This window comes from Pseudokineococcus sp. 1T1Z-3 (assembly GCF_037482365.1).
Classification (GTDB): domain Bacteria; phylum Actinomycetota; class Actinomycetes; order Actinomycetales; family Quadrisphaeraceae; genus Pseudokineococcus.
The window spans coordinates 61829-85295 of record NZ_JBBHZF010000001.1; the positions used below are offsets into that span (position 1 = coordinate 61829).

20 protein-coding genes and 1 tRNA gene are annotated in these 23467 nt (G+C 77.6%); 8 read left to right on the top strand and 13 right to left on the bottom strand.

Features of this window, described 5'->3' with window-relative positions; translation table 11 throughout:
* Positions 1–60: 60 nt before the first annotated feature.
* From WDV86_RS00245 to galU, 6 genes are all read right to left on the bottom strand, one after another.
* Positions 61–1308 carry a hypothetical protein gene (locus WDV86_RS00245; RefSeq protein ID WP_339565582.1) on the bottom strand — a complete coding sequence of 416 codons (1248 nt, stop codon included), beginning with the start codon at positions 1306–1308 and terminating at the stop codon, positions 61–63.
* A gap of 159 nt (positions 1309–1467) precedes the next feature.
* A complete protein-coding gene (locus WDV86_RS00250) occupies positions 1468–2061 on the bottom strand; it encodes a GNAT family N-acetyltransferase (RefSeq protein ID WP_339565583.1) in 594 nt (197 codons plus the stop codon).
* Positions 2062–2149: 88 nt separating this feature from the next.
* The gene (locus WDV86_RS00255) at positions 2150–2674 is read right to left on the bottom strand and encodes a MogA/MoaB family molybdenum cofactor biosynthesis protein (protein ID WP_339565584.1); all 525 of its coding nucleotides are present in this window, start codon (positions 2672–2674) and stop codon (positions 2150–2152) included.
* Positions 2667–3137 (bottom strand): cyclic pyranopterin monophosphate synthase MoaC, encoded by a 471-nt coding sequence (gene moaC, locus WDV86_RS00260; RefSeq protein WP_339565585.1) that lies wholly within the window; start codon positions 3135–3137, stop codon positions 2667–2669. The genes WDV86_RS00255 and moaC overlap by 8 nt, the downstream gene beginning before the upstream one ends.
* Positions 3134–4615, bottom strand: coding sequence for a molybdopterin molybdotransferase MoeA (locus WDV86_RS00265; protein ID WP_339565890.1), 1482 nt, complete (start codon positions 4613–4615; stop codon positions 3134–3136). The genes moaC and WDV86_RS00265 overlap by 4 nt, the downstream gene beginning before the upstream one ends.
* The gene (gene galU / locus WDV86_RS00270) at positions 4525–5448 is read right to left on the bottom strand and encodes a UTP--glucose-1-phosphate uridylyltransferase GalU (RefSeq protein ID WP_339565586.1); all 924 of its coding nucleotides are present in this window, start codon (positions 5446–5448) and stop codon (positions 4525–4527) included. Before galU ends, WDV86_RS00265 begins: the two co-directional genes overlap by 91 nt.
* Positions 5449–5550: 102 nt before the next feature.
* Between galU and WDV86_RS00275 the strand changes: the two genes are divergently transcribed.
* Positions 5551–6183, top strand: coding sequence for a 5-formyltetrahydrofolate cyclo-ligase (locus tag WDV86_RS00275; protein ID WP_339565587.1), 633 nt, complete (start codon positions 5551–5553; stop codon positions 6181–6183).
* A 37-nt stretch (positions 6184–6220) separates the two neighbouring features.
* Here WDV86_RS00275 and WDV86_RS00280 read toward each other — a convergent pair whose 3' ends face one another.
* Complete coding sequence (locus tag WDV86_RS00280) at positions 6221–8896, bottom strand: penicillin acylase family protein (protein WP_339565588.1); 2676 nt, start codon at positions 8894–8896, stop codon at positions 6221–6223.
* Positions 8897–9054: 158 nt separating this feature from the next.
* On the opposite strand from WDV86_RS00280, the gene WDV86_RS00285 reads away from it, so the two are divergent.
* The 3 genes from WDV86_RS00285 (at position 9055) to mscL (ending at position 10929) form a co-directional block, all read left to right on the top strand.
* The gene (locus tag WDV86_RS00285) at positions 9055–9453 is read left to right on the top strand and encodes an FmdB family zinc ribbon protein (RefSeq protein WP_339565589.1); all 399 of its coding nucleotides are present in this window, start codon (positions 9055–9057) and stop codon (positions 9451–9453) included.
* Positions 9454–9588: 135 nt separating this feature from the next.
* Positions 9589–10290 (top strand): SAF domain-containing protein, encoded by a 702-nt coding sequence (locus WDV86_RS00290; RefSeq protein ID WP_339565590.1) that lies wholly within the window; start codon positions 9589–9591, stop codon positions 10288–10290.
* A 183-nt stretch (positions 10291–10473) separates the two neighbouring features.
* A complete protein-coding gene (gene mscL, locus WDV86_RS00295; RefSeq protein ID WP_339565591.1) occupies positions 10474–10929 on the top strand; it encodes a large conductance mechanosensitive channel protein MscL in 456 nt (151 codons plus the stop codon).
* A gap of 369 nt (positions 10930–11298) precedes the next feature.
* On the opposite strand, the gene WDV86_RS00300 is transcribed toward mscL, so the two are convergent.
* On the bottom strand, positions 11299–15333 hold the full coding sequence (locus WDV86_RS00300) for a hypothetical protein (RefSeq protein WP_339565592.1): 4035 nt from the start codon (positions 15331–15333) through the stop codon (positions 11299–11301).
* A gap of 305 nt (positions 15334–15638) precedes the next feature.
* Positions 15639–16892 (bottom strand): baeRF2 domain-containing protein, encoded by a 1254-nt coding sequence (locus tag WDV86_RS00305; protein WP_339565593.1) that lies wholly within the window; start codon positions 16890–16892, stop codon positions 15639–15641.
* A gap of 130 nt (positions 16893–17022) precedes the next feature.
* On the opposite strand from WDV86_RS00305, the gene WDV86_RS00310 reads away from it, so the two are divergent.
* The 4 genes from WDV86_RS00310 (at position 17023) to WDV86_RS00325 (ending at position 19728) form a co-directional block, all read left to right on the top strand.
* Positions 17023–17095 (top strand) — tRNA-Arg (locus tag WDV86_RS00310).
* A 76-nt stretch (positions 17096–17171) separates the two neighbouring features.
* Positions 17172–18164, top strand: coding sequence for an aldo/keto reductase (locus WDV86_RS00315; RefSeq protein ID WP_445262887.1), 993 nt, complete (start codon positions 17172–17174; stop codon positions 18162–18164).
* 30 nt (positions 18165–18194) lie between these two features.
* Entirely contained in the window at positions 18195–18440 is a 246-nt protein-coding gene (locus WDV86_RS00320) for a DUF6343 family protein (protein WP_339565595.1), read from the top strand.
* 22 nt (positions 18441–18462) lie between these two features.
* Positions 18463–19728, top strand: coding sequence for an MFS transporter (locus tag WDV86_RS00325; protein ID WP_339565596.1), 1266 nt, complete (start codon positions 18463–18465; stop codon positions 19726–19728).
* 15 nt (positions 19729–19743) lie between these two features.
* Here WDV86_RS00325 and WDV86_RS00330 read toward each other — a convergent pair whose 3' ends face one another.
* From WDV86_RS00330 to WDV86_RS00345, 4 genes are all read right to left on the bottom strand, one after another.
* On the bottom strand, positions 19744–20820 hold the full coding sequence (locus WDV86_RS00330) for a glutathione S-transferase family protein (RefSeq protein ID WP_339565597.1): 1077 nt from the start codon (positions 20818–20820) through the stop codon (positions 19744–19746).
* A 94-nt stretch (positions 20821–20914) separates the two neighbouring features.
* Positions 20915–21616: an SDR family NAD(P)-dependent oxidoreductase gene (locus WDV86_RS00335; RefSeq protein WP_339565598.1), complete on the bottom strand. Its 702-nt coding sequence runs from the start codon at positions 21614–21616 to the stop codon at positions 20915–20917.
* 127 nt (positions 21617–21743) lie between these two features.
* Positions 21744–23102, bottom strand: coding sequence for a cryptochrome/photolyase family protein (locus WDV86_RS00340; RefSeq protein ID WP_339565599.1), 1359 nt, complete (start codon positions 23100–23102; stop codon positions 21744–21746).
* Positions 23103–23196: 94 nt separating this feature from the next.
* Entirely contained in the window at positions 23197–23403 is a 207-nt protein-coding gene (locus WDV86_RS00345; protein ID WP_339565600.1) for a hypothetical protein, read from the bottom strand.
* Between the last annotated feature and the right edge of the window lie 64 nt (positions 23404–23467).

Here is a 23467-nt window from a genome sequence, read left to right on the forward strand (position 1 = left end):
GCGGCCGCACGCCCCCCAGGCACGACGAGGCGCCAGGCACGAGCCGGCGGCGCTGGACGCTCAGGCGCTGCGACGACGCCGGGCGCGACCGACGGCCGGCGCCGGCGGCTGCTCGGCCGGCGGCTGCTCCACCGGCGGGGCCAGGACCGACGGGCCGCGCACGCCCTCGGCGGCCTCGGCCGCGGCGGCGGCGCGCAGGTCGGTGAGCGACGTCAGCGGACCCGTGACGACGCCGCCCGCGGTCGTCGGACGCCGGGGGCGCTCGACCGGGACGTCGAGGTCGAAGAAGACCGGGCGGTCCCGCTCGGCGAGGCGTGCTTCCTCCGCCCTGCTCTCGGCCGCTGCCGCTGCCGCAGCCGCCACCCGGGCTGCCCGGGACGCGGCGGCGGCCCGACGGTGCTGCTGGCGGGCGGTCCGACGGCGGGCGACGGCGGCCCGGCGCAGGAGCACGAGGTGGACGGCCACCAGGGCCGGGGCGAGCGCCGCCACGACGAGCGGGACGTGCCCCGCGACGGCCAGCCCGACGACGGCCAGGGCGGTCGCCAGGAGCGCGGCGAGGACGAGCGTGTGCCCGCGACGAGCGGCGGGCCGACGTCCCGGAGCGCGCCCGTCGCGGCGCCGGCTGCGCTGGCGCGGGACGTCGGCGGAGGAGCTCCGCCCGCGGTCCTGCGTCGGCGTCCCGGCCCCCCCGACGACCGGCAACTCACGCGTGGGGCAGGAGCCGGCGCCGGCGTCCGACGGAGGCGGCACAGGGGACGTCGCTGGGGACGTCGAGGAGGACGTCGCCGGGGACGTGACCGCCAGGGCCGCGGTGGGAGCCTCGCGCAGCGCCCGGGCGACCCGCGCGCGCGTCGCACGCTCCTCGGCGGCATCCCGCGCCCGCGTTCCCGGGTCGGCCAGCTCGTCGGCCAGCTCCGGCGTCGCCGACGACGTCGCCGGCGGCACCTGGCCCCGCACGAGGAGGGGTGCCCGGGAGGCGCTCCCGCCGGCGCACCGCGGACGGGGCACGCCCTGGCGCCGGTCCAGCACGCGCGCCGCACCCGGCTCCCGGCGGGGCACGCTCGAGAGGGGCGGCACGGACGCGAGCGGCGAGAGCGTGGTGACGACGCGCGCGCCGAGCTGCTCCGCGGGGCGTCCCACGGACGCCCGCGCCGGCGCGGCGGCGCGGTGAGCACCGCTCGGGCGCGACGTCGTCGCCCGGGCCCCGACGTGCCACGCACCGAGCTCCGCACGACGGCGGGCCAGTGCGGGCACTCCCCCGAGGAGGACCGCGACGACGAGCACGGCGACCAGCACCCCTCCACCCACAGCCAGGACGCTAGGCGCCGGCCGTCCTGCCGCCCGGAAGGCGCGCCGCGACACCACCTCGCACGCCCCTCCGCGCCGGAGAAGGGCTACGAAGTCCGACGGCAGGAGCCCCTGCGGCGGAAAAGGGCTACGAAGTCCGCCAGAGGGGCGGGGCGGCGCTCAGGACGGCGCGGGCGCGTCCCCGCGGGCGGCGAGCCACCGCGCGAGCAGCCCGTCGGGAGCCTCCTCGGCGGTGAGGGCGAAGGTGCGGTGGTCGCGCCAGGCGCCGTCGATGTGCAGGTAGCCGCGCCGCAGGCCCTCGTCGCGGAAGCCCAGCTTCTCGACGACGCGCAGGCTGGCGACGTTCTCGGGGCGGATGTTGATCTCGACCCGGTGCAGGCCGACCGGGCCGAAGCAGTGGTCGGTCGTCATCGCGACGGCCGTGGGGGTGATGCCGCGGCCGGCCAGGCGCTGGTCCACCCAGTACCCGATGGTCCCCGAGCGCAGCGAGCCCCACGACATCCCCGCCACCGTGAGCTGCCCGGCCATCCGCCGGCGGTGCTCGACGACGAAGGGCATCGACTGCCCCAGCCGCGCCTGCTGGCGCAGCTCGCGGACCATCGCGGGGAACGACGGCGGCGGCAGGGTGCCGGCCGGGGGCGTCGCCTCCCACGGGGCCAGCCATGCCGCGTTCGCCGCGCGCAGCCGCCCCCAGGCGGCCCGGTCGCGGCGGTGGATGGGTCGCAGCGTGACGTCGCCGGAGCGCAGCTCCACCGGCCACCCGTTCACCGACGGCCCCGCGGCGGCCTGCGAGGTCCGTGGACCGCCAGGACGCCGTCGGTCTCGACGTGGCCCCGCGTGCTCACGGCCGGGCGTGGTCGCCGCCGGCGACCTGGTCCAGCGCGTGCGGCAGCACGTCGGCCAGCACCGCGAGCCCGTCGCGGCAGGCACCGGGAGACCCGGGCAGGTTGACGACGAGCGCGGTCCCGACCGTGCCGGCCAGCCCGCGCGACAGCGACGCCGTCGCCACGCCCTTCTCCCGGCCCTGCGCCCGCAACGCCTCGGCGAGGCCGGGCAGCTCGCGGTCCAGCAGCGGCGCCGTCTGCTCCGGGGTGAGGTCCTGCGGCGTCAGGCCCGTCCCCCCGGTGGACACGACGACCGCCGCCCCGGCGTCCAGCGCCGCCCGCAGCGCCCGCCCCACCGGCTCGCCGTCCTCGACGACGACGGCGTCCTCGACGGCCAGCCCCATCTGCCGCAGCCCCTCGACGAGCAGCGGACCGGTCTCGTCGACGTAGACCCCGCGCGCGGCACGGGTCGAGGCGACGACGACGGCCGCCGTCCGCGGGCCGGCTGGCACACCGCGTGGCGCGCCCCCCGGGTCACCCACGCGCCCACGTCCCCGAGCGCCCGCCGGACTTGGCGGTGACCCGCACGTCGGTGATGACGGCGCCCCGGTCCAGCGCCTTGACCATGTCCACGAGCGCCAGCCCGGCGACGGCCACGCAGGTCAGCGCCTCCATCTCGACGCCTGTCCGGTCGGCCGTGCGCACGGTCGCGGTGATCTCCACGCCCTCGTCGACGACCTCCACCTCCACCTCCACGGCGTGCACGGCCACCGGGTGGGCCAGCGGCACGAGGTCGGGCGTGCGCTTGGCGGCCTGCAGCCCGGCGATGCGCGCGACGGCGAGGGCGTCCCCCTTGGGCACGCCGCCCCCGCGCAGCGCCTCGACGACGACGGGCGCGCACAGCACCCGGCCCGCGGCCGACGCCGTCCGGACCGTCACGTCCTTGCCCGAGACGTCGACGACCCGCGCCTGGCCCCGCTCGTCGAGGTGCGTCAGCCCGCTCACGCGTGGCTCCCAGACGTGGCGGGCCCAGCGTCGGCGGGCACGGCGGCAGGCGTCGTCAGCGCGGGCCCTCCCCGCTCCAGGAGCATGCACGACAGCCTCGCACCGGGGCGGACGTCCGTCACGTCCTCGGGGACGACCGCGAGGGCCGTCGCCGTGACGAGGTCGGCGACGAGGTGGCTGCCCGGCCCGCCGATGGCGCCGACGTGGGCGACGCCGTCCGCGTCCCGCTCCAGGCGGACCCGGTAGAGCTGGCGCTTGCCGGGCACGGAGGTCCACCCGCGGTCCACGACCGCCTCGACGAGCGGCCGCTGCAGCTCCTCCTCGCCCAGGGCCAGGCGCAGCCACGGCCGCACGAAGGCCTCGTAGGACACGTACGCGCTGACAGGGTTGCCCGGCAGGGCCAGCACCCGCACCGGCCGGCCGGCGTCGTCCAGCCAGCCCTCCCCCTGCGGGCCCCCGGGCTGCATCGCCACGCGCACGAAGCGCACGGCCCCACCCGCCGAGAAGGCCTCCTTGACCACCTCGTAGGCGCCCGCGCTGACCCCGCCCGTCGTCAGGACGAGGTCGGCGCCCGCCAGCTCGGGGGCGAGCACGGCGAGCAGGCGCGCCGGGTCGTCCTCGACCGCCCGCACCCGCCGCGCGAGCGCGCCGGCCTCCCGGCAGGCGGCCACGAGCGTCATCGAGTTCGAGTCGTGGATCTGCCCGTCGCCCAGCGCCTCCCCGGGCTCGACGACCTCGGTGCCCGTCGAGAGCACGAGGACGCGCGGGCGGGGGTAGACCAGCACGTCGGCCCGGCCGAGCGAGGCCAGCAACCCCAGGTGCCGCGGTGAGAGCCGCTCCCCCGCCCGCAGGACCCTCTCGCCGAGCTCGACGTCCTCGCCCGCCCGGCGGATGTTGCGACCGGCCTCGACGGGGCGGCGCACCTGCACGCGCGCCGGCGGCGGGCCGGTCTGCGCCGCGTCGGTCCACTCCACCTGCACGACGGCCACGTCCGCCGTCCCAACCACGTCGTCCGCCCCGTCCGGTCCGGCCGCGACCGGGACCGGGGCGCCCGTCATCACCCGCACCGCCGCACCGGCCCGCAGCGGCGCGACGACGGCAGCCCCCGCCGGCACGTCGCCGACGACGTCCAGGACCGCCGGCTCCTGCGCCGAGGCGCCGGCGACGTCCGCCGCCAGGACGGCGTACCCGTCCATCGACGAGCCGTCGAAGCGCGGGAGGGACATCCCGGCGACGACGTCCTCGGCGAGCACGAGGTCGAGCGCCTCCAGCAGCGGCAGCCGCTGCGGCGCGAGCGGGCCCGCGCCGTCGAGCACGACCGCGAGGTGCTCCTCCAGCGAGCGCGGCCCCGTCGACGACGTGGGCGCGGGGCCGGGCAGACCCGCGCTCAGGACGCCGGGGCCGGCTCGGCCGTGAGCTCGTCGACGCTGGTCCGCAGCCAGTCCCGCAGCTCGGGGCCGAGGTCCTCGCGCTCGCAGGCGAGCCGGACGACGGCCTTGATGTAGTCGAGCTTGTCCCCCGTGTCGTACCGGCGGCCCCGGAAGACGACACCGGTGACGCCGCCGCCCTCCTCGGCGGGCATGCCGGCGAGGGTCTGCAGCGCGTCGGTGAGCTGGATCTCCCCGCCCTTGCCCGGCGGCGTGCGCTCCAGGACCTCGAAGACCGCCGGGTGCAGCACGTACCGGCCGATGATGGCGAGGTTGGAGGGCGCGTCCTCGACCTTCGGCTTCTCCACCATGCCGGTGATCCGGACGACGTCCTCGTCCAGCTCCTGCGACGCCGCCTCGTCCAGCGTCGCGCAGCCGTAGAGGTAGACCTGGTCCTCCGGGACCTCCAGGAGCGCGACGACGCTGCCGCCCAGGCGCTCCTGCACCGCCGTCATCGTCGAGAGCAGCGGGTCGCGGGGGTCGATGAGGTCGTCGCCGAGCAGGACGGCGAAGGGCTCCTGGCCGACGTGGGCCTTGGCGACGAGGACGGCGTGGCCGAGCCCCTTCGGGTCGCCCTGGCGCACGTAGTGCACCTGCGCCAGGTCGGTGGAGCTGCGGACCTTGCTCAGCTTGGAGTCGTCGCCCTTGGCCTCCAGGCCCGCCTCCAGCTCGACGTTGCGGTCGAAGTGGTCCTCCAGGGCCCGCTTGCCCCGCCCGGTCACCATGAGGATGTCGGCCAGGCCCGCGTCGACCGCCTCCCGCACCACGTACTCGATGGCCGGCACGTCGACCACGGGCAGCATCTCCTTCGGCGACGCCTTGGTCGCCGGCAGGAAGCGGGTGCCCTGTCCCGCCGCGGGGATCACGGCCTTGTGGATGCTCATGCGCCGCAGGCTAGCGGCGACGTCACGGCGTCGGGCGCCGACCGCAGGACGACCTGACGCCGCCGCCTGGTGCCGGCAGGGACGCTGCCGCACACTCCTGCCATGGGGGTCGGGCTGCGCGCCCCGGAGGGCTGCGAGCGGTCGAAGGCGACCATGCGGCGCGCCCTGCTGGCCGGACGCCGGGCCCGGGGGCCGGGCGAGCGGGCCGAGGTCGCCGAGCGGCTGCGCGACGTCGTCCTGTCCGCCGGGGTCCTGCCGAGGGCGGGCGGCGTCGTCGCGTGCTACTCCTCCTTCGGCACCGAGCCGGGCACCTGGCCGCTCGTCGCGGCGATGAGCGCGCGCGGGACGCGGGTCCTGCTGCCGCACACCTGCTCCGGCGAGGACGGGGCCGGCGTCCGGCTCGGGTGGGGCGAGGCCCACCTGGGCGAGGTCCCCGACGCCGAGCCCCCGAGCCCGGGGCCGGACCTGGGTCCGGGCGCCCTCGCCGAGGCCTGCGTCGTCCTGGTTCCCGCCCTCGCCGTCGACACCGCAGGCCGCCGCCTCGGCCGCGGCGGCGGCTACTACGACCGCGCCCTGGAGGGCCTGCGCGAGCGCCGCGGCACCCTGCCCCCCGTGGTCGCGCTGGTGCACGACGAGGAGGTGCTCGACGCCGGCGTCGAGCCGGTGCCGGCGCTCGAGCACGACGTCCGCGTCGGCCACGTCGCCACGCCCACGCGCTGGCGGCGGCTGGACTGACCGCGAGGGTGGGAGCGCGGCCCAGGCCTCGGCGGCCTCAGCCCGGCGCCGGCGCCCTCGGCCGCAGCACCAGCTCGTCGGTCGCGGCCTCCTGCACCGCGCCGGGGGTCGAGGGCCAGGGGAAGGAGCCGCCCTCGGCCCAGGTGCTCAGCTGGTCGCTCTGGTGGCCGCTCCACGGGTGCTCGCTGACGCCGGCGAGGTCGACCCAGCGCGAGGCGTCAGGGTCGGCGAGGTCGGCGACCAGCCGCATGGAGGGGACGGACGTGACCTCGTAGCCCTCCCGGGCGTCCCAGGACGTCGACCGGACCAGCGACGTCCCGCCGCCGAGCTCGACCGGCCCGACCGACCACAGCTCGCGCACCGGCCACGGCAGGCCCGGGTCGCCGAGCGGCTGCTGGCGCAGCTCCAGCCGGTGCAGCCGGCCCCACTGCCAGCCCTGGGGGTCGGCGCCGAGGCTCGCCGTCAGCTCCAGCCGGGCGTCGGTGAGGGCCCGGCCGAGCACCTGGTCGCGCGTCTCGACGACGGTCGTCGTCGTGGCGTCGTCCCACCAGGGGTTGTCGGGGTCGTCGAGGAGGTCGGCGACGACGGCGAACCAGCGGCCGCCGCCGACCGGCTGGGCCTGCTCGGGCAGCTGGTCGGCGAAGGTCAGGCGCAGCAGGTTCGCCCAGACGGCGTTGTAGTAGGCCGCCGGGGCCGAGTCCGCCGTCGTCGAGCCGTCCCAGCCGCGCAGCAGCGCGACGGCCTCGCGGGTGAAGGCCCGGCTCTCCGGCGTGGAGTCCCCGCCCTCGGGCAGCGGCGCGGCGAGCAGGTGCGGCACGAGCACCTCGGCGAAGGGGTCCTGCACGTCCTGCTGCAGGGACTCCATGTCCGCCGCGGTGATGCGCCGCCCCTCCTCGACCCACCCCAGCAGCACCTCGCGGACCCGCTCGGAGCGGTACCCCTGGGCGAGGTCGGCGGACAGGAAGGGCAGGAAGGCGTCGGACGGGCGCTGGTTGGCGCTGACGACCACGCCGTCCGGCGGGTCGAGCACCGAGGGGAGGTCCTCGAAGGGCACCTCCCCGGCCCAGTCGTAGGCCGGGTCCCAGCCGAGCCGCGGCCAGGTGCCCTGGGACTGGCCGAGGCCGCCTCCGAGCTGGCGCACCGGGACCCGCCCGGAGGCCTGGTAGCCGATGCTGCCGTCGGTCCCGGCGTAGACGACGCCCTGCCCGGGCGAGTCCAGGAGCCGTGCGGCGCCACGCACGTCGGCCCAGCTGCTCGCCCGGTCCAGGGCCAGGAGGGCGTCCATGGTCCGGCCGGGCGTCAGCGCCGTCCACTGCAGCGCGACGGCGTAGCCGCCGAGGCCGGAGGGCGGCGCGAGGTCCGGGACGGGCGCGGCCCGCCCCGCCGCCGCCACCTCGGCGAGGACGTCGGAGACGAGCGGGCCGTGCTCGGTGCTGCGCACGGTGAAGGTGACCGGGTCCGCGCCGGCGACCTCGACGGTCTCGGTGCGGGTGACGAGCGGCACCTCCTCGCCGTCGCGCAGGTACGTCTCACCGCGGATGCGCTCCAGGAACAGGTCGGTGACGTCGGCGCCGAGGTTGGTCAGACCCCAGGCCACCTGGGGCGTGCGCCCGACGACGACGCCGGGCAGGCCGGCGTAGGAGAAGCCGCTGACGTCGTAGGGGCACTCGTCGTCGACCTCGGTGCAGTGCAGGCCGACCTGGGACCACGTGCTGGGCAGCTCGGCGTCCAGGTGGACGTCGTTCGCGAGCAGCGGCGCGCCCGTCGCGGTGTGCTCGCCGGACACGGCCCAGGCGTTGGAGCCGATGCCCGCCTCCAGCGCCCCGCGGGCCCCGAGCAGGTCGGGGACGGCGTCGAGCGCCTCCTGCGCGGCGCCCAGCGGGTCGCCGTCGGCACCCAGGGCCTCCGCGAGCGCGTCGGCGGCCGCCTGCTCCTCGGCGGCGACCTCGTCCGGGACGTCGGTGGGCGAGGGCTCGCCGCCCGTGCTCCCCGCCGTGGGCGAGAAGGCGTCCACCGTCGAGACCACCGGTGAGCTGCCGGCGGCCGACGGGGCCGGGTAGAGCTGCTCGACGAGACCGACGTCCCCGACGGCGCCGTAGGCGACGGCGCGGCCCAGCTCGGCGTCGTAGTTCGCGCGCAAGGACCAGGCGACGGCCTTGAGCCAGGCGAGGGAGTCCGCCGGCGTCCAGGGCTCGACCGCGCCGAGGTCGACCTGCGCGCCGAGCACCGTGTAGGCCGCCGAGAGCTCGCTCGGCGAGCGGCCGTCGAGGTAGGCGTTGACGCCGTCCGCGTAGGCCGCCAGGGCGGCCTGGGTCTCCGGGTCCAGCAGCGTCAGCTCCTGCTCGGCCACCTGGCGCCACCCGAGCGTGCGCACGACGACGTCGGAGCGGACGACCTCGGGCACGTCGCCGAGCAGCTCGGCGAGGCGGCCGGCGGTGGCGTGGCGGCGCAGGTCCATCTGGAAGAAGCGGTCCTGGGCGTGGACGAAGCCCTGCGCGAAGAAGAGGTCGTCGGCGTCGTCGGCGTAGACCTGCGGCACGCCACGGGCGTCGCGCAGCACGCGCACCTCGGCCTGCAGACCCGTGAGGACGACCTCGCCCGAGACGGTCGGCAGGGGGCGGCGGACCAGGACGACCGCCGCGGCCGCCGCCACGAGGGCCGTGACGAGAAGGGCAGCCAGGGCCACGGTGCCGATCGAGCGGAGGCGTGCCACGCCGCGAGACTAACCGGCGCTCGGCGCCGGTCCGGGCTGCCCGGCCCGGGGGTAGGGTTGGCACTCGTGACCGGCGAGTGCCAGTCACCGGGCGGCCTTCGCGGGCCCGCCCGCGCCCCGCCCCGCCGCACGTCGGCGCGCCCTGCCGTGGAGGCCTCGTGCCCGTCTACTCCTACCGCTGCACCGAGTGCGACACGCCGCTGGAGGTGCAGCAGTCCTTCAGCGACCCGAGCCTCACCGAGTGCCCCACCTGCTCCGGGCGCCTGCGCAAGGTCTTCAGCACGGTGGGCATCGTCTTCAAGGGCTCGGGCTTCTACCGCAACGACTCCCGCAGCGAGGGGCGCTCCGGGGGCAGCAGCGGCTCCGGCGACTCGGGCGCCACGGGCAAGGAGTCCGGGGCTGCAGGCAAGGACGGCGGCAAGAGCTCTGGCGGCTCTGGCGAGAAGAGCTCCGGCGGCGCGAAGGAGTCGAGCTCGTCGGGGTCCGGCTCGTCGGGGTCAGGCTCGTCGGGGTCCGGCTCGTCCTCCGGCAGCAGCTCGAAGGGGTCGGCCGCCTGACGGCCCAGGCAGCAGACCGGCCTCGGGCGACGCCCGCACCGGTCCGGCGCCCACAGCCGCCCGGGAGGTGCCGCCGTCCACAGGCGGGCCGCGCAGCCCCGCGCTGCGGCGGGGGTCCTCCCTAGCGTGCGGGGCGTGCGGCGACCAGGACGGGCGGACGAGCGGGGCGAGCAGGGCGTGCTCGTCCCCTGGCGGCGTCCGTGGCGCGGGGGCGCCCGTCGGCTGCGGCACGGCGCCGCGGCGCTCCTGCTGGCGGTCGCCGCCGGCCTGGCCGTCCATGCGCTGCAGCCGGGTGGCGCCGAGGGTGGTCCGCTGCTCGTCTCGGCCGTCACCGACCTGCCGGCCGGGCACGTCCTCGGCCCGGACGACGTCCACCCGCTCTCGGTCCCGGACGTCGTCGCCCCGGACGCCGCCGTGGCGGCCGGGCGCACCGACGACGTCGTGGGGCGCCGGCTCGCGAGCCCGGTGCGGGCCGGCGAGGTCCTCACCGACGTCCGGCTCGCCGGGAGCGACCTGCTGGCCGGCCAGCCGCCGGGCTCGGTGGCGCTGGCCCTCACCGTCCTGCCGGCGTCGGCGGCGCTCGTCCGCCCCGGTGACGCCGTCCTCGTGCTGACGGCGGACGTCGACCCGCTGGGCGGGGACGTCGGCCGGGCCACCGGACGCCCGCCGCGCGCCGTCGTGGTCGACGTGCCGGCGGTCGCAGCACCGGGCCTCGGGCTGGGCGACGCCGCTCCCCCGACGGGCGACGTGGTCGTGCTGGCGCTCGACGAGGCCGACGCCGCCGACCTCGCCGCCGCCGCGAGCGGCGCCCCCGTCGTCCTGGCGCTGCTGCCCTGACCCCGTCTCGACCGAGCCCCCCCTGCGAGGCAACCCGGACGCGCGCCCGCCCGGTCCGCCGAGCACGGTCGACGGGCGCAGGAGCGGCAGGGACGGCACCTACAGTCCCGCGTGGCCTGCAGCCGCGGGTCCTCGCGAGGGGCCGAGCCCCCGTGCAGCCAGCAGACAGCTCAGGGGAGCGCCGTGATCTCGGGTTTCAAGGACTTCATCCTGCGCGGCAACGTCATCGACCTCGCCGTCGCCGTCGTCGTCGGCTCGGCCTTCACCGCCATCGTGACCGCCATCAGCACCGACGTCTTCGGCAACCTCATCGCCGTCTTCTTCGAGGCGAGCGACTACACCGGCCTGGGCGTCACCGTCCCGAGCCTGGACGGCGAGGGGCCCGGCACCAGGGTCGTCTTCGGGACGACCGTGGCAGCGGTCATCAACTTCCTCGTCGTCGCCGCCGTCCTCTACTTCCTCGTCGTCATGCCGATGAACCGCTTCTTCTCGCTGCGCAAGGACGGCGAGAAGCCCGAGCCGGCGGCACCGAGCGAGGACGTCCTGCTGCTGCAGGAGATCCGTGACCTGCTCCGTGCACAGCAGCAGCCCGGGGCGACGCCGTCGACGACGACCGACGTCCCGCCGTCCTCGCACTGATCAACGGTCGCGGCGGACAGCCGTCCGGCGCCCCGGAGCCACGGCAGCTGGGCGGGGCCAGCGCGTCGTCGTCCGTGCTGCGCCCCGCGCGCCAGGACGCCGCACCACGACGGTGCGGGCCCCTCCCGCGTGAGGAGGTCGCGAGGGCTCACCAGTGGGGCGGGCGCTCGCGCAGGTAGCGCTCGTCGTCGCCCTCGTCCGGCCGCTCGCCCCAGCTCTCGGCGCGGTCCTCGGCGGCACGGTCGGGCAGCACCGGGTCGTCGTCGGCGTCGGACCGTCGCCGCCGAGCCTGCTGCGGCCGCTGCCTCTCGTCGGGACGCCGGTCCGCCTGCCCCGGACGGCCCGGGGCGCCGTCGGACCCGGCCGGCCTCATGCCCCGGCCGGCGTGGGGTGGCGGGCGGCAGCCAGCACGCGCGCCGCCTCGCCCGCGGGGTCCACGAGCAGCCCGAGGGTCGTGACGTGCACGACCGCCCAGCCGCGGGCCGCCAGGGCCGCCGCCTCGACGCCACGCTCCAGCGGGTCCGCGGCGACGACGCCCTCGGGACCGCTCGACGCCCGCACGTCGGGAAGCACGGCGACGGCCGCGCCGTCGGCCCGCACCACGCAGAGGTCGGGGTCACCGGCGCGACCGGCCGCGCGGACGCGCGCTCCCGCCGCCTCCAGCCGCTGGACCAGGGCGGGGACGAGCGGGTCGCCCGCCGCAGCACCGCCCGCCGCCGCACCGCCTGACGCCGCACCGCCCGGGGGCACCGCGCTGGCGTGGGCGGCGAGGGCCCGGGCGGCGGCGTCCCCGGGGGCGGGCAGGTCGACGTCCGCGACGCCCGGCAGGACGACGTCGACCGCTCCCGCGCCGCTGACCCCCGCGGGCGACGCAGAGCCCTCCTCCCCGGCCGCCTGCTCGACGGCCGCGAGGAGGGCTCGCAGCGCCCGGGCCCCGGGGGTCCTCAGCCGCTCGGGCTCCAGCTCCACGGACGTCAGGCAGGTGACCACCTCGAGCCGGCGGCGCGCCCCCGCGGCGGCCTCGGCGAGCGCGGCTGCCCCGCCCGCGGCGTCGAGCGGGCCGAAGGAGGAGAGCACCCGCCCCCGCTCGGTCGGCGCGAAGGCCGTCGCCAGGACCACGACGTCGCGCACGCACCCGGCGGCGCGGGCCACGTCCGTGACCACGAGCGGCTCCCCCTGCCGGCTCGCCCGCGCCATCGAGGCCGCCAGCGCCGGCTCGCCGGCCACCGCCTCCCGCAGCGCGTCGGCGACCCGGCGGGCGTGGCCGCGCGTCAGGGCGACGACGGCGAGCGAGGCGTCCGCGTCGGCCCGCAGGTGCTCGAGCACCGACCCGACGACGGCGTGGACCTCCACGTCGAGGGAGCGCACGGACCCCTCGGGCCCGGCCTGCCCGCGGCCCTCGACGTGTCGCAGCACCACCGGGCGGGCGCCGGGGGGCGCCGGGCTGCCGACGAGCGACGCGCTGCCGTCCCGGCCGACGACCTCGGACGTCGCCGCGGTGCCGGGCCCGGCGCTGCCGCCGACGTGGTCGGCGCCCTGCTCGCGGACCGCGGCGAGCACCGGCTCCAGCTGCCGCGGCAGCCGGTGGCGGCGCCGGAGCACGTGCTCCTCCAGCACCCCCTCCGTCGCGCTCCAGGCGTCGAGCCGCGCGCTCGCGCCGGGCACCTCCGGCGACGGGGCACCGACGGCACCGGTGGCCGGCGGGGGGCCCGCCGGGTCGCCGACGACCAGCACCTGCCGGCCGCAGGCCAGGGCCAGCGCGGCCTCCGGCACGGCCGCCGCGGAGGCGTCGAGCAGGACGACGAGGTCGGCCGGGGACGAGCGCAGGCGGGAGCGGTCCACCCGCCGGGGCAGCGCGAGCAGGCTCGAGCACTGGACCAGCCGGCCCGCGTCGCCGCCGGCCGAGGCCCTGCGGGCCGTCTCGACGAGGCCGGCGGCCTCCGCGGCTCGCTCGCGCGCCAGCGCCCCCGCGTGCTCGCCGCGCAGCGCGTCACCCGCACCCGGCAGGACGTCGTCGAGGACGCCGCGCCGTCGCGCCTCCTCCAGCGCCGACGCCCGCACGCACAGCTCGGCCTCTGCGGCCGCCGCCTCGGCGTCCAGGCCCCGCGACCGCACGTCGGCCACCAGCGGTGCGAGTCCCAGCGAGGCGAGGTGCACGAGGACGTCGACCCGCGCGGGCAGGTCCCCGCGCACGTCCGGGTCGTCGGCGAGGCCGCGCAGCCGCGCCTGCAGCTCCTCGAGCCCGGCCTGGCGCAGGCGCCCGCCGGCGCGCGTCGGTCGCAGCACCGGCTCGATCCGGTCGAGCTCGGCCAGGACGGCACCGAGGGCCCGGCGCGCCCCCGTCAGCCCGGCGGGCACCCGCGGTCGGCCACCGTCGAGCGTCTCGGTCGTCCACGCGCGGCGCTCGGCGTCGGCCCGGCGGAGCGCGGTCCGCAGGTCGCTCGGCCTGGCGCCGGGCCGGACCACCTCGGCGACGACCTTCTGCGCCGTCCGCCGGGTGCGCCACGCGGCGTCGTCGCCGAGCGAGCGCACGAGGTCGGCCAGCGGACGCTCGTAGACGCCGGGCAGGAAGTCCTCGAGGGTGCCACGCACCCCCTCCAGCAGCGCCAGGCGCTGCTCGGCCTCCGCGGGCGTCGCCGGGGGCCGCAGACCGGTCTTCTCCCCCAGCGCCGCCAGCTGCTCGACCAGGCGCGGCAGCAGCTCGGTGGCGAGCCGGTCCGCCCGGTCGCGGGCCTGGCGGACCTCACCGGCGTCTCCCGCGGCCGCCGCCTCCCACGGCCCCTCGGCGAGCTCGGGGCGGAACGCGCCCAGCCGGGCGGCGGTCCGCACCGCCTCGAGCACCGCCGGCAGCCCCAGGGCGGTGACCGCCGACGTCGCCGCGGCGTCCAGCCGCACCGGGGTCCGCGGGGGGCGGGGCCCCTGGGCCAGGCGCGCCAGGGCGTGGGCCGTCTGGAGGACGCCGGCGTCGAGCCCGTCCCCGGGAGGCCGCTCCAGCGCCTGCACCGCAGCGGCGGCGCGTGCGACCAGGGCCGACGCCGTCGCCGCCTCCTCGCCGGAGGACGCCCCACCGGCGGCGGCGCGGTCGTCCTCGAGCGGCAGCGGCACCGGGAGCGACGCACCCGCGGGCACGTCGCCGCGGTCGACGAGGTCGGCCAGCCCCGCCCGCGCGAGGCGGTCGGTGACGGCGAGGGCCTCGCCCAGGGCGGGGGCGACGACGAGGCACCGCCGGCCGCTGCTCGCCGCCGTCGCGACGGCCTGGGCCACGAGCTGGGTCGCCCCCGTGCCCGGCAGCGCCCGCAGGCGCACCGAGCGCCCGGCGGCGAGAGCCACGAGGGCCCGCTCCTGGTCCTCGTCGAGGTCGAGGACCGGCGGGCGAGCACCCTCCTCCCACGCCCGGACGGGTGCCGGCGCGCCTCCGCGGCCGCCGGGCGTGACGCGCTGCCCGGCGCTCGCGGCCGCCAGCGCGGTGACGAGCGGCGGGAGACCAGCCACCGCGGGGCCCTCACCCGGCTCTCCCCCCGCGGACTCGGCGGCCCCGGCGGTGAGGCTCGCGAGCGCGTCGGCGAGCCCACCGGCGAGGTCGGGGTAGACGCCGACGAGCGTCCGCTCGGAGTGCGTCAGCCCCTGGACGTCCGCCGTCTGCGCCGCCAGCTCGCCGCGGGCCCGGCGGTGGGCGTCGCCCCGGCCGTCGGCGAAGGGGGCCAGCACCGCGGCGACGTCGACGGCGTGGCCGCGGGAGGTCAGCAGCCGCACCAGCGCCGGGTTGACGACGGGGCCGGGCTGCAGGTCGAGCTCCTCGTCGAGGGCGCCGGCGCCACGGGGCCGCAGCACCAGCGGCTGCAGCAGCGCCGGGGCGTGGACCTCCACGGCGGGCAGCCCGCGACCGGGGTCGGCGGGCGCGCTCCAGCGGACGAGGCCGACGGCGAGCGCGCCGGGCCAGGCGGCGTGCTCGGTCTCGACCTCCTGGGCGGCGGTGCGCAGCGCCCGGACCCGCTCGCGGGCGGCGGTGTGGGCACCCCGCTCGCGCACGAGCGTGGACAGCCGCGTCGCCCGTCCGGCCCAGAAGGCGGCGAGCCCGGAGGGGTGGGCGCCGCCCAGGTCCAGCGGTGCGACGAGGTCGGCCCCCGCCCTGCGGTCGTCGAGGAGGAGCGAGCCGCCGGAGGCCTCCGCGAGGGAGACGGCCCACTGCGCCAGGACGTCGGCGAGAGGCGTCGTCAGGGGCTCCGGCTCGGCCGGTCCGGCCGCAGGCGCGGGAGGTGCTGACGGGGTCCGCGCGGGCTCCGACGACGGCGCCGGCGCGGCGTCCCGCGGCGCCGGGTCGCCCGAGGCGCCCTCGCGACCGAGCAGTCGCGACCAGAGGGTGCGACGGCGCCCGAGGCGCTCGGAGCGGGTCGCGTCGGGCACCCGCGCACGCTAGCCGAGGGCCCAGGCCGGGAGCCGCACGCGAGCCTCGCGCGCCAGACGACGACGCCCCGCACACCGGGGGTGTGCGGGGCGTCGTGAGGCGGCGCCTCAGGTCGTGGAGGCAGTGCGCACCGCGCGGGGGGGGCCAGCGGTGCGCACTGCAGCGCGCATCTTGGTGAGCAGACGCTTCAACCGTCAACTTCCGCGCAGGGGTGCGGCGTGTCGTCCCGACACGCCCGGTACGCGCCCTCCAGGCGGGGGCGTGGTCGCCGCCACGGGTGCAGAGGTGCGGTGCAGGCTCCTCCTCAGGCTCCGACCTCGCGCAGTCGCTCGGAGTCACCGGTCATGGTCGGCGCACCGCTGCTCGGGGTGCCACCGTCGGACCAGCGCAGCAGGGCCCCGACGCCGTCGGCCAGCTCCAGCTCGTCGGTCTCGTCCGGCCCGGCGCCCGGCACGAGCACGAGCCCGGCCGCACCACCGACGGCGGCCCGCACGAGCGCCGCGTCGGCGCGCACCTCGACGGGCTCCTCCACGCCCATCTCCACGAGCTCCGTGCGGGTCGAGGCCAGCTCCAGCGCCTGCGGCCCGACCCACAGCGTCCAGGTGGAGCTGGGGTCGTCGCGCAGGAGCACGTCCTGGACCTGGCCGCGCTGGAGCATGGTGACCACGGCCTCGAGCCCGTCGGCGGCGTCGGCGTCCTGGCCGCGGGCCTGCGCGAAGCTCTCGGTGGTCTCGCGCAGGAGCCGCTCCTGCACCCCGGCGAGCACCTCGCCGAGGGTCTGCGCGAAGGCGTCGGAGCGGATGCCGTCCGCGCGGCCGCCGCCCTGGACGACCTCCGCGATCGGGGCGGCCGAGCCGCCGAGGCGCTCCTTGACGAGGGAGACCGCCGTGTCGTCGCCCGTGAGGACGACGACGTGCGGCTTGTGCCGGTTGACCAGCTCGTCGACCTCCGAGGCGACGGCGGCCGCGTCCTTCTCCCAGGTGTCCTCGACGCGACGCTCCTGGGTGTGCTCGCCGAGACCGCCGACCGGGACCTTGTGGACGACGTCGTCGTCGGCTCCCGCCGAGCGGGACTCCTCGACGTCGCTGGAGGCGCCGACGACGGCGTCGCCGCCCTCGGGCCGCGCGGCGGTGACGCCGGACCCGACCGCGACCGTGAGGTCGGCGCCGTTGCGGTCGGTCGCCACGAGCAGGTAGCGCGTGGCCCCGGACGCCGCGCGGACCGCCGGGAGCAGGTGCGGCAGGGCACCCCACAGGCCCTCGCTCTGCGCCGGGGCGCTCGGCAGCACCAGGTCGAGCACGACGCCGCCCGCGCCCGCGACCACGGTGCGGCCGGAGCCGCTCCCGGTGTCGGCGCGGCCGCTGGGCGCGGTGGCCCGCTCGGCGAGGACGTCGAGGACGTCCTCGGGCGCCCCCTGCTCCTCCAGGCTGCGGCGCACCTCGCGCCAGCGGAGCTCGACCTCGTGCTCGCCGGACGCGTCGGCCCGGGAGATGTCGAGCGTCACGCTCGCGAGCGGGCCCTCGGCCTCGAACGCCGGTGCCAGCCACTGCAGGTCCATCGTTTCCTCCTGAGATCACGGGTGTCCGCGATCCACCCTGGCCGCTCGCGCCCGGGCGTGCGACCCGGCGCCACCCGTCGCTCCTCGCCCCCGGCCACGGCACGGGCCCGCGCTAGGCTCGCCGCACCTGGCCCCCGTAGCTCAGGGGATAGAGCATCGGTTTCCTAAACCGTGTGTCGGAGGTTCGAATCCTCTCGGGGGCACCCGGCCCGCGCCGGCGGCCTGCCTGGGCCGGCGTCGGTCCCGGTGGCTAGCGTCGCCGCCGTGGGCACGCAGACGATGGAGAGCAGGCGCCTGGGGCGCACCGGCCGTGACGTGGGTGTCGTCGGCCTCGGCACCTGGCAGATCGGCGGCGGCTGGACCGCCGTCGGCGACGACGACGCCGTCGCGCTCGTGCACGCCGCGCTGGAGCGCGGTGTCACGCTGCTCGACACGGCCGACGTCTACGGCGACGGCCGCAGCGAGCAGCTGGTCGCCCGGGCCCTCGCGGACGTCCCGACCGGCGAGCGGCCGTTCGTCGCCACGAAGGCCGGGCGCCGCGCCGACCCCTTCGAGGCGGCCCAGTACACGCCCGACAACCTCCGCGGCTGGGTGCAGCGAAGCCTGGGCAACCTGCGCGTGGAGCGCCTGGACCTCGTGCAGCTGCACTGCCCGCCGCCGACCGTCTACGGGGACGACGGCGTCTACGACGCCCTCGACGCGCTGGTCGAGGAGGGCCTGCTCGCCGCCTACGGGGTGTCGGTGGAGACGTGCGAGGAGGCGCTGACGGCGATCGCCCGGCCTGGTATCGCGACCGTCCAGATCATCCTCAACGCCTTCCGCCGCAAGCCGATCGAGCAGGTGCTGCCCGCGGCGGCCGCTGCCGGCGTCGGCGTCCTGGCGCGCGTGCCGCTGGCCAGCGGGCTGCTCACCGGGAAGTTCGACGAGAGCACCACCTTCGGCGAGGACGACCACCGCCACTTCAACCGCGACGGCGCCGTCTTCGACGTCGGCGAGACCTTCTCGGGCGTGCCGTACGAGCTGGGGCTGCGCGCCGCCGCCGAGGTGGGCGCCGTCGCCGCCGGGCGGGGCGCGTCGACGGCGACCTTCGCGCTGCGGTGGGTCCTCGACCAGCCGGGCGTCACGTGCGTCATCCCCGGCGCCAGCTCCGCCGCCCAGGTGCGCTCCAACGTCGCCGCGGCGCAGCTGGAGCCGCTGACCGCGGACGAGCTCGCCGCCGTCGAGCGGGTCTACGACGAGCACCTGCGCGACGTCGTCCACCACCGCTGGTGATGCAGCCCACCTCCCGATGAGTGAGCCCCGATGAGCGAGCCTCCGACGGATGAGTCCCGCCACGGCGTCGGCGGCGCGCCCCCGGCGCGCAGCGCCCTCACCCTGCGGGCGGTCCTGGCGGTCTTCGGGCTGCTCGTCTGCGCGTTGGGAGCGGGGTGGGTGCTCGCCGCGGACGGACCGACGTGGATCGTCGTCCTGCTCGCCGTCCTCGGCGTCGTCGCCGCGGTCGACCTCGTCGTCATCGGTCGTCGCCTGGCCCGCGGCGAGCGGGGCTGAGGGGTCGACCTAGGGTCCCGGGGTGCTGCGCGGCGTCCTCCTCGACACGAGACCGCTGCGCATCCCGGCGTACCGGCGGCTGCTGACCTCGACGGCCGTCTCCGCCGTCGGTAGCCAGCTGACCGCCGTCGCGGTGCCGTACGAGGTCTTCCGCATCACCGGGTCCTCGGCGTGGGTCGGGATCGCCTCCGGCGCAGGGCTCGTCCCGCTGGTCGTCTTCTCGCTGTGGGGCGGCAGCGTCGCCGACGTGCTCGACCGGCGGCGGCTCATGGCCGTGAGCCTCGGCGGCATCGTCGCGGCCTCGGCCCTGCTCGCGGTGCACGCCGCCTCCGGGCTGGAGTCCGTGGCGGCTCTCATCGCCCTGGTCGTGGTGCAGCAGGCCTTCTTCGGCCTGTACGCCCCGGCCCGCGGAGCCGCCGTCCCCCGGCTCGTGCCCGCCTCCCAGCTGGCGGCGGCGATGGCCTTGTCCACCACCGTCTTCGGCGTCGGGGCCGTCGCCGGGCCGCTCGCCGCGGGGGCGCTCATCCCGCTCGTCGGCCTGCCGACGCTGTACGCGGTCGACGCGGTCGGGCTGCTGCTCGCCGTCCTGCTCGTGCTGCGGCTGCCGGCCATGCCGGCCGGCGGCGCTCCCGGACGGCGGGCCGGACCGGGCAGCGTGGTCGAGGGCTTCCGCTACATCGCCGCCCGCCAGGTGCTCCTGGTCTCCTTCGTCGCCGACGTCCTCGCCATGGTGCTGGGGATGCCCCGCGCGCTCTTCCCCGAGATGGCCCGGGACGTCTACGGCGGGCCGGCCGACGGCGGCCTGGCCCTCGGCGTGCTCTACGCCGCCATCCCCGTCGGCGCGCTGCTCGGCGGCCTCTTCTCCGGCCGGGTCGTGCGGATGCGGCGCCACGGCCTGCTCGTGCTCGTCAGCGTCGCGGCCTGGGGCGTCGCCGTCGCCCTCGTCGGGCTGACCACGTCGCTGTGGGTCGCCGCCGTGCTCCTCGCCGCCGCCGGCGCCGCCGACCTCGCCAGCATGGTCTTCCGCGGCGCCATCCTGCAGACCGCGGCCCCCGACGAGATGCGGGGCCGGATGCAGGGGGTGTTCACCGTCGTCGTGGTCGGCGGGCCACGGCTGGCCGACCTCGTCCACGGTGCCGCTGGCGAGGTGCTCGGTCCACGCCTCGCCGTCGGCCTGGGCGGGGTGCTGGTGGTCCTCGCCGTCGGCGTCCTGGCCCTGCGGGCGACCGAGTTCCGCCGCTACGTCGCCCCGGCCGACGCCGACTCCCCCGTCGACCGGACGCCGTAGCCCCTCGGCAGGCCCTCAGCGCAGCGGCGTGTGCGCGGAGGGGACCTCCTCGCCCCGGGCCACCGGACCGGGGGCGGTGCCGGTGCCGAAGGGGCTCCCGCCGAGGGCTTCCCGGCCGTGCTCGGTCAGCAGCCCCGACAGGTCGGGCCCCTTCGGGACGACGCCGGTCGGGTTGATGTCCTCGTGCACCACGTAGTAGTGCGCCTTGATGTGGGCGAAGTCCGTGGTGTCGCCGAAGCCCGGCGTCTGGAAGAGGTCACGCAGGTAGCCCCACAGCGCCGGCATCTCGGTCAGCTTGTTCCGGTTGCACTTGAAGTGGCCGTGGTAGACGGCGTCGAAGCGGACGAGCGTCGTGAACAGCCGGACGTCGGCCTCGGTGATGGTCTCGCCCACCAGGTACCGGCGGTCGGTGAGCCGCTCCTCCAGCCAGTCCAGCGCCGTGAAGAGGCGGTCGTAGGCGTCGTCGTAGGCGTCCTGCGAGCCGGCGAAGCCGCACCGGTACACGCCGTTGTTGACCTCGGTGTAGACCCGCTGCATCACCTCGTCGATCTCGCCCCGCAGCGACTGCGGGTAGAGGTCGGGAGCGCCGGGGCGGTGGTGCTCGGCCCACTCCCCCGACAGGTCGAGGGTGATCTGGGGGAAGTCGTTCGTGACGACCTGGCCCGTGCGCTCCTCGACGAGCGCCGGCACGGTGATGCCCTTGGGGTAGTCGGGGAAGCGCGCGAAGTAGGCCTGCTGCAGCCGCTCGTAGCCGAGGACCGGGTCGACGCCCCCGGGGTCGAGGTCGAAGGTCCAGCTCCGCGCGTCGTGCGTCGGGCCGACGACGCCCTGGGAGATCACGTGCTCGAGCCCCAGCAGGCGCCGCACGATGATCGAGCGGTGCGCCCACGGGCACGCGCGGGCGGCGACCAGCCGGTAGCGGTCGGGCTCCACGGGGTAGCCGTCGCGCCCGTCCACCGTGATGCGCGTCTCGATGTACGCCGTGTCGCGCTCGAAGGACTCACCACCGGTGACGTAGGCGCCCTTCGTGCTCCGGCTCTCGTCGGCGCCCTGCGGCTCGTCGGTCGCCTGCTCGGTCTCGGTCGCGCTCATCGGTCCTCCCGAGGTACGACGGGCCGCCCCGCCGGGTCGTTGCGTCGTCAACCATCGTCCCAGACGGGCGCGCGACCCGCCGGGCGAGGAGCCGTCAGCTCCCGAACGCCGAGGACGGCAGGTCGCGCTCGTCCTCCTCGACGGCGCGCAGCACCCGCTCGACGACGTCTTGCGGGCGCAGCCCCTGCGGCATCCTCGGCGCCGTACCGGCGACGGGCCGGTCGGCCAGCCCCGTCTCGGTGTGCGGCGGCCGGACGTCGAGCACCCGCACCTTGTCCCGGCGCAGCTCCTTGGCCACGGCGGCGTCGAAGGCCGTCAGCGCCGCCTTGGCCGCCGAGTACGCCGCCATCCCGGCCACCGGCTGCTCGGCGACGACGGCGCTGAGCATGACGGCGACCGACCCGCCGCGCTCGGACGCCGAGGAGCGCAGGTGCGGGTGCGCCGCCCGCAGCAGCCGCACCGGGGCGAGGTAGTGCAGCAGGAGCATCTCGTCGAGCAGGTCGTCGTCCGCCTCGACGGCCGGCCCGAAGGCGACGGCGCCCGCCGCGTGCACGAGGGCGTCGAGCCCGCCCAGGGCCTCGACGGCGGCGTCGACCAGCTCCTGCGGCATACCAGGCTGGCGCAGGTCCGCGGGCAGGTGGGCCGCCGCGTCGACGTCCAGCCCCTCCAGCCGCCCCGCGTCGCGCCCGGAGACCGCCACGCGGGCCCCCCGCGCCACCATCCCCGCCGCGAGCAGCGAGCCGAGCCCGCCGCTCGCCCCCGTCACCAGCACCCGTGCGCCGTCCAGATCGGTCATGGCCCGACGCTAGGCGGGCACCCCGCGGGCCGCCCGCCGGACGACGACGGAGGCCGGGGCGCAGCAGTGGTGCGCAGAGGTGACCGTGCACGGTCAGACCTGCGCACCGCCTCGCCCGCCGGGCTGCTCAGCCGCGCACCGACTCGTACCGCTCGAGGGCGACCTTGCGCTCGGCGGCGTGGTCGACGACACGCTCGGGGTAGCCCTCGGGGACGCCGCCCGGCAGGTCCCAGGGCTCGTGGACGCCTCCGCCCTCGACGTCGCGCAGCTCGGGCACCCAGCGGCGCACGTAGTCCCCGTCGGGGTCGAAGCGCCGCCCCTGCGTGATCGGGTTGAAGACCCGGAAGTACGGGGAGGCGTCGGTGCCCGTGCCCGCGACCCACTGCCAGCCGTGGTTGTTCGAGGCCAGGTCGCCGTCGACGAGGTGGCGCAGGAAGAAGCGCGCACCGCCCTGCCACGGCTGGTGCAGGTCCTTGACGTAGAAGGAGGCGACGAGCATCCGCATCCGGTTGTGCATCCAGCCCTGCCCGAGCAGCTGGCGCATCGCGGCGTCGACGACCGGGAAGCCGGTGCGCCCCTCCTCCCACGCCTGCACCCGGCGACGCGCCTGCTTCCCGCTGTCGTGCTCGATGCCCGCCAGGTCGTCCTTGTAGAGCTCCCAGGCCGAGTCGGGGCGGTGCCACAGGACGTCGGCGTAGAAGTCGCGGAAGCAGAGCTCGCGGACGAAGGCGTCGGCCCCGTTCCCGCCGCGGTCGCGGGCCTCCTTGACCAGCGTCCGCGGGTGGATGCACCCCAGGTGCAGGTACGGCGACATCCGGCTGGTCGAGTCGAGGTCGGGGCGGTCGCGCTCGTCGCCGTAGCGGTCGAGACGCCCGTCGCGGAAGGCCTTCCACGCCGCCTTCGCGGCGTCCTCGCCCGGCTCGGGGAGCTCGTGCTCGACGTCGGGGGCGTCGGGGAGGTCGTCGGCGCCCGTCGCCCGTGCCCAGGTCAGCGCCCGCGGGTCGAGCGCCGGGTCAGGGACGCCGCGCTCGCCCCACGCCCGGGAGAAGGGCGTGAACACCTTGAAGGGCGACCCGTCGTCCTTGGTGACCAGGCCCGGGCCGACGGCGTAGGAGGTGCCGTCCTCGACGAGGTCGACGTCGTCGCCCAGCGCCGCGCGGACCTTCTCGTCGCGCTGGCGGCCGTAGGGCCCGGTGTCGCGCGCCACGTGCACCGACGCCGCCCCCACCTCGCGGGCGAGCGCGGGGACGACGTCGACCGGGTCGCCGCGCCGCACGACCAGCGCGCCGTCGGTGGCCTCCCGCAGCGCCTCCAGGCACCCGACGAGGAAGCGCCGCCGGGGGGCCCCGGCGGCGTCCCACACCTTCGGGTCGAGCACGAAGAGCGGCAGGACCCCGTCGTCGCCGCTGCGCCCACGGGCGGCGAGGAGAGCCGGGTTGTCGGCGAGGCGGAGGTCACGGCGGAACCACATGACGGCGGTGCTCACGCCTCAGAGCGTGCGTGGGAGGTGCTGGCGGCGCCACCGGGCGGGCGCCCGCGGCGGCCGCCGGCGGGCCTGGTCGGGGCCAGGCCCCCTCCGCTCAGGCGCCGGGGGGCGAGGTGTCCTCGTCGAGGACCTTGTCGAGCGCCTCGCGCACCGCCTGTCGCGTGGCCAGGCGCACGGACGCCGCCTGCTGCTCCTGGGCGTTGTCGGAGGCGTCGGCGATGCGCTGGCGCTCCTCCTTCTCGGCCTCGAGCGAGAAGTCGCGTGCGGTACGGATCCTGTCCCAGATGTCTGCGTCGGCCATGACGACAGCAGATCACGAGGCGGGGCGCGACGCTCGTCGTTACCAGACCGTGCCGTGGCCGGGG

What these genes read in the sequence shown, in the direction of transcription:
- galU (WP_339565586.1), bottom strand. Translation starts at nt 5,448, where the DNA reads ATGAGCATCCACAAGGCCGTGATCCCCGCGGCGGGACAGGGCACCCGC.
- WDV86_RS00335 (WP_339565598.1), bottom strand. Translation starts at nt 21,616, where the DNA reads ATGACCGATCTGGACGGCGCACGGGTGCTGGTGACGGGGGCGAGCGGC.
- WDV86_RS00275 (WP_339565587.1), top strand. Translation starts at nt 5,551, where the DNA reads ATGGGGGTCGGGCTGCGCGCCCCGGAGGGCTGCGAGCGGTCGAAGGCG.
- WDV86_RS00330 (WP_339565597.1), bottom strand. Translation starts at nt 20,820, where the DNA reads ATGAGCGCGACCGAGACCGAGCAGGCGACCGACGAGCCGCAGGGCGCC.
- WDV86_RS00305 (WP_339565593.1), bottom strand. Translation starts at nt 16,892, where the DNA reads ATGGACCTGCAGTGGCTGGCACCGGCGTTCGAGGCCGAGGGCCCGCTC.
- WDV86_RS00320 (WP_339565595.1), top strand. Translation starts at nt 18,195, where the DNA reads ATGAGCGAGCCTCCGACGGATGAGTCCCGCCACGGCGTCGGCGGCGCG.
- WDV86_RS00345 (WP_339565600.1), bottom strand. Translation starts at nt 23,403, where the DNA reads ATGGCCGACGCAGACATCTGGGACAGGATCCGTACCGCACGCGACTTC.
- WDV86_RS00315 (WP_445262887.1), top strand. Translation starts at nt 17,172, where the DNA reads ATGGAGAGCAGGCGCCTGGGGCGCACCGGCCGTGACGTGGGTGTCGTC.